The 12,613-nt window shown below is 63.1% G+C and carries 10 protein-coding genes and 2 pseudogenes; 7 read left to right on the top strand and 5 right to left on the bottom strand.

What is annotated here, in order from left to right:
• Positions 1-76: 76 nt before the first annotated feature.
• The 4 genes from CJ179_RS35415 to CJ179_RS35400 all read right to left on the bottom strand — a co-directional run bounded on the left by CJ179_RS35415 (position 77) and on the right by CJ179_RS35400 (position 3,729).
• A complete protein-coding gene (locus tag CJ179_RS35415; RefSeq protein WP_095864487.1) occupies positions 77-1,240 on the bottom strand; it encodes an iron-containing alcohol dehydrogenase family protein in 1,164 nt (387 codons plus the stop codon).
• A gap of 131 nt (positions 1,241-1,371) precedes the next feature.
• Positions 1,372-2,808, bottom strand: a complete 1,437-nt coding sequence (locus tag CJ179_RS35410) for an MFS transporter (RefSeq protein WP_095864486.1) — start codon at positions 2,806-2,808, stop codon at positions 1,372-1,374.
• Positions 2,805-3,254, bottom strand: coding sequence for a MarR family winged helix-turn-helix transcriptional regulator (locus tag CJ179_RS35405; RefSeq protein ID WP_095864809.1), 450 nt, complete (start codon positions 3,252-3,254; stop codon positions 2,805-2,807). The genes CJ179_RS35410 and CJ179_RS35405 overlap by 4 nt, the downstream gene beginning before the upstream one ends.
• Positions 3,255-3,507: 253 nt before the next feature.
• Positions 3,508-3,729: a hypothetical protein gene (locus CJ179_RS35400; RefSeq protein WP_143548957.1), complete on the bottom strand. Its 222-nt coding sequence runs from the start codon at positions 3,727-3,729 to the stop codon at positions 3,508-3,510.
• Here CJ179_RS35400 and CJ179_RS35395 point away from each other — a divergent pair.
• The 7 genes and pseudogenes from CJ179_RS35395 (at position 3,641) to CJ179_RS35370 (ending at position 10,139) form a co-directional block, all read left to right on the top strand.
• Positions 3,641-4,276, top strand: coding sequence for a transposase (locus CJ179_RS35395; RefSeq protein ID WP_306454265.1), 636 nt, complete (start codon positions 3,641-3,643; stop codon positions 4,274-4,276). The two genes, CJ179_RS35400 and CJ179_RS35395, sit on opposite strands and share 89 nt — an antisense overlap.
• Positions 4,264-4,698, top strand: a pseudogene (locus tag CJ179_RS35390) (aldehyde dehydrogenase family protein); the annotation flags it as partial. The gene CJ179_RS35395 and the pseudogene CJ179_RS35390, both read left to right, overlap by 13 nt.
• 70 nt (positions 4,699-4,768) lie before the next feature.
• Positions 4,769-5,913, top strand: a protein-coding gene (locus tag CJ179_RS35385) for an IS3 family transposase (protein ID WP_095864808.1) whose coding sequence is annotated in 2 segments (ribosomal slippage) — positions 4,769-5,048 and positions 5,048-5,913 — 1,146 coding nt in all. Because the reading frame shifts where the segments join, the coding sequence is not laid out codon by codon here.
• Positions 5,910-6,152 carry an aldehyde dehydrogenase family protein gene (locus CJ179_RS54180; protein ID WP_143548983.1) on the top strand — a complete coding sequence of 81 codons (243 nt, stop codon included), beginning with the start codon at positions 5,910-5,912 and terminating at the stop codon, positions 6,150-6,152. The genes CJ179_RS35385 and CJ179_RS54180 overlap by 4 nt, the downstream gene beginning before the upstream one ends.
• A gap of 443 nt (positions 6,153-6,595) precedes the next feature.
• A complete protein-coding gene (locus CJ179_RS35380; RefSeq protein WP_179377760.1) occupies positions 6,596-7,255 on the top strand; it encodes a TetR/AcrR family transcriptional regulator in 660 nt (219 codons plus the stop codon).
• A gap of 75 nt (positions 7,256-7,330) precedes the next feature.
• Positions 7,331-8,383, top strand: a complete 1,053-nt coding sequence (locus CJ179_RS35375) for an LLM class flavin-dependent oxidoreductase (protein WP_095864482.1) — start codon at positions 7,331-7,333, stop codon at positions 8,381-8,383.
• A 500-nt stretch (positions 8,384-8,883) separates the two neighbouring features.
• Positions 8,884-10,139, top strand: a pseudogene (locus tag CJ179_RS35370) (IS256 family transposase).
• 811 nt (positions 10,140-10,950) lie between these two features.
• Here the strand turns inward: CJ179_RS35370 and CJ179_RS35365 are convergent.
• A complete protein-coding gene (locus CJ179_RS35365; RefSeq protein WP_095864481.1) occupies positions 10,951-12,198 on the bottom strand; it encodes an epoxide hydrolase family protein in 1,248 nt (415 codons plus the stop codon).
• Between the last annotated feature and the right edge of the window lie 415 nt (positions 12,199-12,613).

The following is a 12,613-nucleotide window of genomic DNA, read 5'->3' as shown; positions in this document are numbered from 1 at the left end:
ATTTGGGAACACCTCAGGGCAAAGAAATCCTCGAACCGGCAACACGCAGGCGAAGCGTGCGGGCCTGAGCGTGTTGCTACCAGGCGTGATCGAGGATGCTGCGCAGCCCGTCGCGATCAGCAGGACGCGGGACCGCGGTGAGAGCCCAGTCGTGCAGCGTGTGCTCGACAATGTCCGGCAAGTCGGACTGCTCGATGCCGACATCGCGAAGTCGTAGCGGAATTTGTGCAGAGGTCAACACCTCTTCGATGGCCGTGATGGCATCGGCGGGTGAATCGGCACCCGGCACACCCAGCAGACGCGCGATCCGGGCCAGGGCCTCGTCGGTCACGCCGAGATTGAAACGCATCGTGTGCGGCAACAGAAGGGCTTCGACGACGCCGTTGCCGACCGTCGAGCGCGGCCCCACCGCATGGGAAAGCGCCTGTGCCAACCCCGTTCCGGCATGGTCGCTGCCCTGCCCCGCGAGGAGCGCGCCGAACATCAACTGAACGGCTGCCTCGGCGTCGGGCCGGTCGCCGACACGACCCAGCCACGTCGTCAACACAGTCAATGCGTGGCCGAGTAATGCTTCGGCCAGCGGGTTCCCGCCCGTGGACTGCATCCCGTCCACTGCCATCGCGAGGGCGTTGAGCGACGATGAACGTATCAGCGACGCCGGCGCGGTCATTGCCACCACCGGATCGAAGACGACCCCGGCCGCGCGCGCCTTCGGATCGAACAGCGCCAGCCTCTCCCCTGTCGCGGGATCCCTCACCGCGGCGCCGGCCTTGGCGTAGGCGGTCGTCGGCGTGGACGGCACGACCCACATCGGAACCTTCGAGGCAGACAGGCGCGGACTGATCATCCGGCCGTCGTCCGCACGGCGGGTGCACAAGTCGTGGGCATCCCCCTTCTCACCCGCCAGAATCACCGCTGCCCGCGCGGTGACGACGGCGGAGCCGCCGCCCAGCGCCACCACCGCGGTCGCCCCGGAATCGATCAGCACATCGCGCGCCTTCTCCACAGACGGCAGCGGGCTGTGCTCGCGCACCTCGCTGAAGCGGGCCACCAACCGTTCCCCGATGGCCGATTCCACACGACGAAGCGCCTCGTCGTGAGCCAGCATCGAGGCGCCACAGACCAGCATCACGCGATGGGGGCTGGGACGGTCGAGTTCTTTCGACAGCAGGTCGAGGGCGTTCTCACCCGAGTAGGTGCGAAACGCCGGGGTCGTGTGCCGCACGGCCAACACGGTCATGGGGAGCCTTCCGGGGTCAGTGATTCTTGACGTCTTCTCTGACCCGAGCGTAGCCGCGTTGTTCTTATATAGGAACCCTAGATCGTATATGCAATCATTTCATGTTGTGGCGACAGAGAGAAAGGAAGGAGTTACCCCGAGCGTGGTTCGGATTCGACCCTCTCGACCTCGACCTTCGGACCCATGTGGCGCGAGAGCGCGACCCCGACCACCAGTACGAACGCTGTGGCGGCAATGAACCAACCCATTCGATGCAGGCCGGCATCGTCGATCTCGTGACCGGCAGTCACCTGAAGCACCACCACCGAGAGGTTGGCGCCGATGAACGCCATCGTGCGGAACATGCCGATTGCAGTGCCGACTTCCTCGACCGTGGTCACCGAGTTGACCAGGCTCTGATTGCCGATGTTGTTGAATCCGTTGGGAATGCCGAGCACGGCGGCGACAAGCAGCAAGACCAGTATTGGCGCTGTCGAACGCTCGACGGAGGCAATCAGGACCCCCCCGATCATCAGAGCGATCGTGCCGACGAGAAGTGTCGCCCGAGCCCCCACCTTTCGGTAGACACGTGACCCGATGATCGTGGAGAAGACGCTGACCCCCGCGACCGGCAGCATCGTCATGCCGGCCTCGATCGCACTCATCCCCCTCACATACTGCAGCCATTGGGGAATGCCGAAGAAGACGCAGTAGAAGCACGTGTAGGTGACGAGTGTACGACCGAGAGTATTGCTGAGCGCACGGTTGCGTACCAGAGCACGAACATCGAAAAAGGGGTCGGACGCACGCCACTCCCACCAGACGAACAGGGCGAGTCCGCTTCCGGCCACAGGTAGCAACCACCACGAGGGACTGTCTCGAAGCGAGACGAGTAGCAACATCAGCGAGGTGATCGCGACGAGGAACATCCCGATTCCGACCACATCGAGCGCACGGAGCGCTCCCCGTACCGACGCCGAACGCCCGCCTGCGTACCCGACGTCCGCATGCATTACAGCGATGGCACTGAGCAACACGACCGGAAGGTTTACCCACAGAATGGACTGCCATCCGAATGTACCCACGAGCAAACCGCCGATCGTGGGCCCGAGAGCAGCGACGGACTGGCCACACACCACCAACGTGGTGAGCGCGGTGCGCGACTGCCGCCCGTAACGCTCCGCATAGCTGCGGATCATCGTCATGGCATTGGGCATGTGCGCCGAAATACCGCAGCCAAGAAGAACATACGCCGCGATCAACCACCTCACGTCGGGGGCCAGCATTCCCACGATCGAGCCGGCAGCGGCCAGAACCAGGCCGCCGACGAATATGCGCCGCGCTCCGAAGAGTGCACCCATGCGGCCTGCCGTGGGCGCACCCACCGCCGTGGTGATGTACATCGCCGAAATGACCCAGGACACTCCCGAGTTCGACCCGAATTGCGCGGCGATGCCGACGATGGCGACGGCGATCATCGACGAGTTCAGCGGCTGCAGAACACTACCGGTCGCCAGCGCCCCGCTCACACGGAACGGGATCGCCCGGCCTTCCGATGCAGGCGGGGTTCGGCTACCGACAGCCGTCACGACTGCGACTCCGGCGTCCGAGCCGAGCCGGGCGCCTCCGCGAGGCGAGCCAACAGGCCGCCCGCGAGGAACAGTAATTCCCGTTCCACCTCGGTACATCGTTCCTCTATCGCGGCCGCGAGCCACTCCCTGCGCCTGGCCCGATCCGCCGCAAGGGTGCCGACACCCGCTTCGGTAATCGAAATAAGCTGCGAACGAGCGTCTTTAGGATCGACGGAACGAGTGACCATCCCCTTACCCTCCAGGGAGCAGACCGTGCGAGCAATGGTCTGCGGAGCCACCTGCTCGAGGTCGGCGAGTGCGCGTGCACTCAACGGCCCCGACCGATCCAGATGTGACAGGGCCTGCATCTGCGTCGGCGACATCAGATGCCCTGAGCTCTTGCTTCGAATCCTACGGCTGAATGCGACGACGTTCTCCCTCAACCGATCGACACGTTCATCCATCAGCTTCACCCACTAATTAGTCAGCCTTGCTGCGTTAATCTGAAAGAAGTATCCGACTCTTCCACGCTAGATGCATGAAGGATACACAGCATTGGTGACTAATTTGAGTGGATGTAACAAAATCAACACAATGCCCCGTGAAGGCCCGATCCGTGGTCAACCCACCATTTGACGCCCACGCGCGCGCGGCTGCAAGTGTCTGCCAGTCCGTGTATTGGCAGTACCTTCCTCACGTCCAGCCTGCGATCTACCCTCACGCCAGGGTGAAGATGCCCCACGACAGCAGCGGGCCGATGATCACCATCGAAAGGCCCCACAGTGCGAGTCTGCGAAACAGCGCCGCGCGCTCGTCCGGCCTGGCGTTGGCCAGAACGAGTGCCCCCGCAATGCCCATGGGGCTGGCGTCGACGACCGTTGCCGAAATGGTGACGGGCCCGACGACGTTGAGAACGCTGACCCCACCGTCGGACACCATCGGTAGCCCAAGCGGCAAACTTGCACCGAGAACACCCAAGGTCGACGTGAAGGCCGACCTGCGGTCGGCTCCGGGTCTCGGTCCGATTCTCGCCGCCCGGGTCCTGGCCGAGGTCGGCGACGACCCTGCACGGTTCACGACGGCAAACGGGTTGCGCGCGTTCGCCGGCACCGCGCCGATCACCCGCGCCTCGGGCCGATCGCACTACGTCAAGGCGCGGAAGGTCCGCAACAAGCGACTCGGCGACGCCTGCCAGTGGTTGGCGTTCGTCACCCTCACCAAATCAGCGGGCGCCACGTGCCCACTACGACAAACGACGAGCCGCCGGCGACCACCACAACGCCGCGCTGCGCAACCTCGCCAACAAGCTCCTCGGACGCATGTGGTGGTGTCTACAACACAACGAACCCTGGGACGACCACGCCGCCTGGCCCGACCATCAGATCACATCTCAATCAGCGGCTGCTTGACACCTGACCCGCGTGGGATGTCTACCTCCCGGTGGGTGACGGTGAATTTCTGTATCTGGCGACGGTCGGCGTGGTAGGCATCATCTCCCCCTGGAACTACCCCCTGTCCCTGGGTGTCTGCGACATCATCCCCGCGCTCCTCGCCGGCAATGCCGTGGTCCACAAGCCGGACACGCAAACCGCGCTGACCGCGCTACGCGCGCGGGAGCTCCTCGTCGAGGCCGGCCTCGACCCCGCGCTGTGGCAGATCGTCGTCGGCGAGCCGGCAACGGTCGGACAACCGCTCATCGACCACGCCGACCACATCTGCTTCACCGGCTCGACCGGCGCGGGCCGCAAGATCGCGGAGGCGGCCGCGCGCCGACTCATCGGTTGCACACTCGAGCTCGCCGGCAAGAACCCCATGCTGGTGCTCGACGACGCCGATCTCGACAAGGCCGCCAAGGGAGCAGCTCGGGCGTGTTTCTCCACCGCCGGGCAGCTCTGCCTGTCGACCGAAGGGACTGCCCCGGCTCTGGTTGACACCTGACCCGTGAGGGATCCACCCTCACGGTGAAAGGATGATCGACATGCCGAAGCCATATCCCGAGGAGTTTCGTCGCGACGTCGTCGCCGTAGCCCGCAAACGCGAAGCCCCGCTGGAGCAGATCGCGAAAGATTTCGGGATCTCCAAGACCTGCCTGAAGAACTGGCTGCGCAAGGCCGACATCGAGGACGGCACCCGACCCAGCCTCACACGAGACGAATCCGACGAGCTCCGCGAGGCCCGCAAACGTATCCGGCTGCTCGAACAAGAGGCGGAAGTGATGCGCCGGGCGGTCGCCTACCTATCGCGGGACGTCAACCCAAAATGATGTTCCCGCTGGTCCGTGACCTAGCCGCCGACGGTATCCCCGTCGCGGTGACCTGCCGGGTGCTGGGATTCTCCCGGCAAGCGTTCTACAAGTGGAACACCGATCCCGTGTCCCGACGGGACTGGGACGACGCCCATCTGATCAACGCCGCACTCGATATCCACGCCGACGATCCGGAATTCGGATACCGGTTCATCGCCGACGAACTACCTGCCCACGGCATCGTCGCCGGCGAGAACCGCGTCCACCGGCTGTGCTCGCAGCAGCGGATCTTCTCGGTGTTCGCCAAGAAACGAGGACTACATCGTCGATCCGGCCCACCGGTCCATGACGACCTCGTCAGGCGGCAGTTCACCGCCCAGCAGCCCGACCGGTTGTGGTTGACCGACATTACCGAGCACTGGACCGATGAGGGCAAGCTCTACCTCTGCGCGATCAAGGACTGCTTCTCCACCCGGATCGTCGGCTACTCGATCGCCGACCGGATGACCGCGGACCTGGCGTGTTCGGCGCTGCGAAACGCTATCGCGCTTCGTGGACCGGATGGCACCGTGGTTCACTCCGATCGCGGCAGCCAGTTCCGTTCCGGAATGTTCGTGGAATTGTTGGGCTGCAATGGTTTACAAGGTTCTATGGGGAAGGTTGGGGCATGTGGCGACAATGCCGCGATGGAATCGTTCTTCGCGTTGCTGCAACGCAATGTTCTCGACCGTCGCCGCTGGAGCAGCCGTGAAGAACTACGGTTGGCGATCGTCGGGTGGATCGAGACGACCTACCACCGGCGGCGCCGGCAACGCGGGCTCGGTCGACTGACGCCCATCGAGTATGAGACGCTCCATCAGACCGCACACGCGGCCTGAAACTGCACACCCCGAGTGTCAACCAGGGTGGGGGCAGTCCCGAACGCCTGTACATCGCCGGCACCATCTACGACGAATTCGTTCCGAAGCTCGTCGCGCAGACCCAGGCGCTCAAACTCGGGAAGGGTGCAGCGTTCGACTACGACATCGGCACTTTGACCTCGCAACGACAGTTCGACAACGTCGAACGGGCTCCAACTACCGGTCTCGACTCATCTTCCGACCCCCGTATTTCGTAGAAATACCGTCACGAGGGTGGTGGAGTGCCGAGTTCGTCCGCGGCGAAAACCGCGATTCTTTCCCCGCAGTCTCACGCAGTGTCGCGGTGGCGTAGTGATCGGGATTCCAGGCTGCGTGCAACTGAACACTCGGCGGGCGACGCCTGTTCGAACCCACTCGCACAGATTCTGACGCTCCGGACTGCCCGTGCGGTAGGACCGAACGGTCTCGGGCAGTTCGAACTTGCGCGATGCCAAGCGGACTGGGTCGTTGGAGGTTTTTGTTTCCGAAGATTCCTGCGGTGTCGCCGCACTGAACAATGACTGCAGCACCGATCTGCCCATCTGATGTCCACTCATCCCAGCGGTGGCCATGCGCCGGGGATAAGTGTCGGAAGTCACTCTGAAGTTAAGCGGAGCGCATGTTCATATTACTTGGTTTGTCGTACGGTCGAGGTGTGCCCATGTCGAAGAGTCGAGCTGTGAAGCGGCATTTACGCGCGGATGCGGTGCGGAACCGGTCTGCGATCATCGAGGCGGCCGCGGCCGAGTTCACCACGCGAGGGCGCGGCGCGGACGTGCGCGACATTGCTGCACGCGCCGGTGTGGCGATTGGCACCCTGTACCGCCATTTCCCAACCAAGGAAGACCTTCTCGAGACGGTCATGCAGGACCTGTTCTCCGCATGGCAGAGCGCCGGCTTGTCGAGTTGGGTGAATCATGCGGACCCATGGGCGGCCTTGACCGGGTTCATCGACGACGCCGTGCGCCGCCAGGCCACCCATGTGGCCTTGACCGAGCGGCTGGCCCGCCCCTTCAGCGAGCGTCAGCTCGATGAGTGCGCCACTTGCGTTGCCGCCGTTGCCGAACAACTCGTGGCCCGTTGCCATGCTGCCGCGGTGTTGCGCGAAGGGGTCACCGGCGAGGACATTGTTCAACTCATCATCTGCCTTGCCTCGCTCGCTGATCACAGCGAGATCGGTCCGATAGACCCTCGAGCCGACATTCCAGCCACCGGGCCCGGTACGGACCTGCGACGACCCACAACGGCGCCGTGGGTCCGCCAACTGCAAATCGGGGTCGACGGGCTTCGTCCCGTCCACGGTGCCCTCACACCTCCGTGAGCCCCATACGTCACACCAACCGACTCGTCCCGCGCCAAATTCCCGCTTTCACAAATCCATCAAAAGAGGCAAACAGTGGTAAAGCTCTCCATCGTCGATCAGGTAACAGTCCCCGCAGACGGCAACGCGTTCGACGCATTCGATGACGCCCTGATCACCACGAAACATGCAGAAGCTCAAGGGTTTCACCGCATGTGGTTCGCCGAACACCACGCTATCGGCTCGGTCGCGTCCCACGCACCGGAAATACTCATGGCTGTCATCGCACGCGAGACCGAGCGCATCCGCATCGGGTCCGGAGCGATCCTGCTGAACCACTACAGCCCCCTCAAAGTTGCCGAACTATTCTATCAATTGGAAGTCGTAGCGCCCGGGCGGTTCGACATAGGCCTTGGCCGAGCCACCACCGGCCCACTCGTGGACGTGGCGCTCAAACGCGACCGCGAATCCCGGCCCGCAGATGACTTCGGCCAGCAAGTTCAAGAAGCGCTCGCGTTTCTACGCAGAGACTTCCCAGCCGATCATCCATTCAGCCAGATCCAACTGATGCCCACCGTCACCCCCCGTCCCGACGCATGGATCCTCGGTTCGTCCGGCAGCAGCGCCAACCTAGCCGCCGCGCTGGGAATTGGATACTCCTTCGCAGGATTTATCAACCCACCCGGGGCGGTCCGCGCGTTGCGGTCCTATCGCCGGGCGTTCACTCCGACCCAGTACGGCGAACAGGTCCCACAGGCAATGCTCGGCGTGAGCGTGTTCGCCGCCGACACCGATGCGGAAGCCCACAAGATGACCTGGCCCACCCGCGCCGTCTACGCCAGCCTGGGCCGCACCAACCCCGGACAGATCGTCGTCCCCTCGATCGAGGAGGCCTCCCGCACCCTCACCGACAGTCAAAAGGATGCGCCATCCCGGATCGTCGACGGAATCTGGCCTCAGCAACTGGCCGGGCGCCCGGAAACCATCCGCAGCCAACTGACACAGATGATCGAACAGACAGGTGCTACGGAAATCATGGTGCAAAGCATCAACCCCGACCAGGAGGCCCGACGCTACTCCCACGCCCTGATCGCCGAAGCCTTCGGCCTGCGAACCAACGAGCACAAGACGGCGATGGGCGCAGTCTGAGGCCGGTACGGCATACCCAGGTCCAACTCACGCGCCAGCTGTTTGATCGCTGCACACTGCCCGAGTTCGACTCATCAGGCCCAGCGAGATGGCCACGCGGTCGACGAACACCACACAACTGGAACCGGAGCAAGCAGGAGTTTGGTCAGCCGTTCACGGAATATTCATGGTCCTTACTCGATTGCACTACCCAGTGTCGCCGACACGAGCCTCACGCTCTGGACATTGATGGGTTTCGTGCTGGTCGCTGGGACTTCGTCGGCTCAATCGGATTCTAGGCCAACGAGTCTTGCTGTTAGCGTTCCGCGCACGCCCGTCAGGGCTGCAGAGCCAACATCAACTCGAATGGAAGAAGGCAGAATCCATTGGCGATGTTCGGGTAGGCGTCCCGTGGAGTGGTGGGGTTTGGGGCTGAGCGGCGCGGCTCCGACGTAGAGAGGGCCATCGGCGGGATCTTCGGTGTGTACGGCCAAGCACGCATCGAAGAAAGAGGTCCACCGATGGCCCTGTCCCAGTCTGCCCTGTCCGAGCTACTCGACGCATTCCGTGCCGGAGACGGAGTGAATCTGATCCGTGAATCGGTCCGGATGGTCATGCAAGAACTGATCGAAACCGAAGCCACCGAACAGATCGGCGCCGGCCGCTATGAACGCACCGAGGCCCGCACCACCGAACGCAACGGGGCCAGGCCCCGGTTGGTGGCCACACAGGCCGGCGACGTCCAATTGCGGATTCCGAAACTGCGCAAGGGATCGTTCTACCCCTCGATCCTCGAACCCCGTCGACGGATCGACCAAGCGCTGTACGCGGTGGTGATGGAGGCCTACGTACACGGAGTTTCCACCCGCAGCGTGGACGACCTCGTAGCGGCTCTGGGAAATCGATTCGGGAATTTCCAAGTCCGAGGTGTCGCGGATCTGCGCCGGCCGGGGCGAGGTCGTCGGCGCATTTCGCACCCGACCGCTCGACCACACCGCGTTTCCTTACGTCTACCTCGACGCGACCTACCTGCACGTACGCGGGCACCTCCTCGCAGGTGACCTCGATGGCGGTCGTGGTGGCCACGGGGATCACCGCCGAGGGTGCGCGTGAGGTCCGCCCCCGCAAGCGGGTGGTACCCCCAGGCCTCGATGTCGGGGACAGTGAGGACGAGGTGTTCTGGCGTGGCTTCCTCGCTGCGCTGAAGAAACGCGGCCTGTCCGGTGTCCGACTGGTCATCAGTGACCAGCACGCCGGTTTGGTCGCGGCACTGCGGCGCTCGTTCCAGGGTTCGGGGCATCAGCGGTGTCGGGTGCATTTCGCGCGAAACCTGCTGGCGCATGTCCCCAAGTCGCACTCCGACATGGTCGCCGCGGTGTTTCGCACGATCTTCGCCCAGCCCGATCCCGCCACCGCCGCCTCGGCGTGGGACGAGGTCCGTGATCAGTTGGCCGGCCGGTTCCCCAAGATCGGTCCCTTGATGGACCAGGCGAAGTCAGAGGTCTTGGCGTTCAGTACATTTTCGCGGGCGCATTGGTCGAAGATTTGGTCGACGAATCCGTTGGAGCGGGTAAACAAAGAGATCAAGCGCAGAGCCCGCGTCGTAGGCATCTTTCCGAACGAGGCGGCCGTGATCCGACTCGTCGGTGCGGTCCTGACCGACATGCACGACGAGTGGCAGTCCGGCAAGCGCCGCTACCTCTCCGAGGGATCGATGGCGTTGCTGGGCCCCACCGGCGATACTGGGACCATCGCCGCGATCAACCGTGGCAAGTAGGCACCGAGGATTCACCTCAAAGCCCACCACCCCACGGGGCCCTATCGTGTTCGGTGGCGTCCATGGCCGTCTGCGCAATGGAAATGATCTGCGCCGATGCCACTTCGTGACAGGGGCATTCATATCGTTCGACAATCCACACCCCTGAACGCCCTCCGCTGCATGCAGATGCAACAAACGCACCCCGACTCCTGGCTCGTCACACCGAAGGAAATCTGTCCACGACGTGGCTCCCACAACCCCAAATGGCGTGCCGTTTTCGTCATTTGACGCCATCCTTACGACCTCATATTTCAATCGAAATACCACAGCCGCAACATCTTTCTTCACGCACGAGTGCGACCCGCCCCGGAAGCAATCTGGTCGATCCATCACCAACCACCACAGTCTGTCTGGGGTCGTACTGGCCAGGTCCTTACCGGGCGCATGTGCACGAACGCCCCGAGAAACTTCTACGGCGGGCGGGCCCGCCGGCTATCGAACCAGACCGTGTGTAGGGCATCGCGGTCGCCCCGGTGCGCCTTACAACGGCTCATACGCGTCAACCGCTGGCACGGTTGACGCTAGGTCGACGAAGGTCCGCACCACCAACCCGGACGCATCGGCGCCGCGGGCGGTGAATCAGGCGTGCTCGTTGCGGGCCAAGTAGGGAACCCGCTGCGCGGGAACATCATTAAATACCCGGCCACGTACTACGCCACACGATGCGCCGATCAATTGATCACACAAACTGCCATGCGAGCCACAAGGCCCCGAGACGGTTTCGCGGACCGTGAGATCGTATTCCACCCAGTTCTCCACCGCCCCGCTATCAGATAGACAATCGATGCTCGCCGAAGAAGGCGCGATACTCCTGGGCGAGGAGGTCGGGCGCCTCCGATGGGAGAAAGTGGCCTCCTCGCGGGAGCACAGTCCACCGCGCAAGGTTCACACGCCGCTCAACGGCGGCCCGCGGCATGAGCGCAACCTCCTTCGGTGCCACCGCCACGCCCGTCGGGACCGGTATCGAAGGCGCGTCTTGACGTAGCAGCGACCATTCGGTCGGCGCGGGCATACCTGTCGCGCGAACGCCCCCTCCATACTGCTCTTTGTAGAGCCGGAGCGACGAACCGATTGTATTGGTCAGCCAGTACACCGATGCCAGGCTGCACAGGAAGTCACGGCCGCGGTAAGACATCACATCGCTATTGCTGTCGCTCCAAGCCCGACGCCGAGCCCATATCCACGCCGCTGTCCCGACGGGCGAGTCTGCGAGCGCGTAGCTGATCGTCTGTGGTTCGGTGCTGTGCAGCACTCGATGCGCGGTGATCAGCGGCACTGCCTCCCGATTGCGCGCGATCATCCACTTCTCGTCGGGGGCGTAGTCCTCCTGTCGCACGTCCTTGTAGTGAAACTCGGGCAACAGCAGGATGCAAAAGTGCACAGCGATCATGCGCTCGGGGTACGCATGCCCGAGTTCGGCCGTGATAGCGGAGCCCAGGTCTCCGCCGGCCGCCGCGAACCGTTCGTAACCCAGGACCTCGGTCATCAGCTTCACCCAAAGGCGTCCAATTCCTCGGATGTCGAGGCCTGGGATTCGAAGCGGTGACGAGAAACCATACCCGGGGAGCGACGGGACGACGATGTCAAAGGCCACGTCATCATTGTCTCGCGTGAGTTCTTCGACTACACCACGCCAGTCCCAGAAGGTCCATGGCCAGCCGTGCGTCAGTATCAGCGGGATAGCATTGGGCCGGCCACTTCGTATGTGCATGAAATGGATGAGTACGCCATCGATCTCTACTCGGAACTGGTCGTAGGCGTTCATGCGCGCCTCCGCTGCCCTCCAGTCGAAGTCGTCTGCCCAGTAGCTCACCATGTCGCGGAGCCAGCCCTGTTCGACGCCGTAGTCCCAGTCGGAATTTCCGAAGTCTCCAGGCCAGTTGGTCGCCCGTAGCCTTTGACGCAGATCGTTGATCCGTTCGTCTGGGATGTGAATGTTGAACTTTTCCGGTTCCATCACCCTCCGTAATGCCAGCCAGTAGGACTCCGAAACTTCTTCGGAGAAGTGAGAATTCATCTTCGCACTAGCATACTTCTTAAAAAGTACTATCGAAATAGGTACCGCATTTTCAGAAACCGGATCGTCGCAACGGATGGAGCAGAAACCGGCCTTCCTACATCGATCAGGAGTTACGGACGACGTCTATCCGGCCATGCACACGCGACAGACATGATCGGCTACGTGATAATCCTCGCCGGCACAGTGGGCTTCGACCTTTCCCGGCGGCAAGATACGAACCCAGGCCGTGGTAATCACAGGGCGTCACGCACGTGTGAAGAACCGCCACGACGACGACTGCTCGTCGCATCGATCAACATCCGCGCCAACTGCTCCCAACACTCCCGCCTATGCTTGCCGTGCCGCCGAAGGTGTCGGACATACCTGCCTGTCGGAGATTCCAGAGCAACGCCCGAGGGCGAACCCCGAAACG

Source organism: Rhodococcus sp. ACS1, assembly GCF_002300155.1.
Taxonomy (GTDB): Bacteria; Actinomycetota; Actinomycetes; order Mycobacteriales; family Mycobacteriaceae; genus Rhodococcus_F; species Rhodococcus_F koreensis.
The sequence above is the reverse complement of the archived record's forward strand: the minus strand, read 5'-3'. Positions and strand labels throughout refer to the sequence as shown.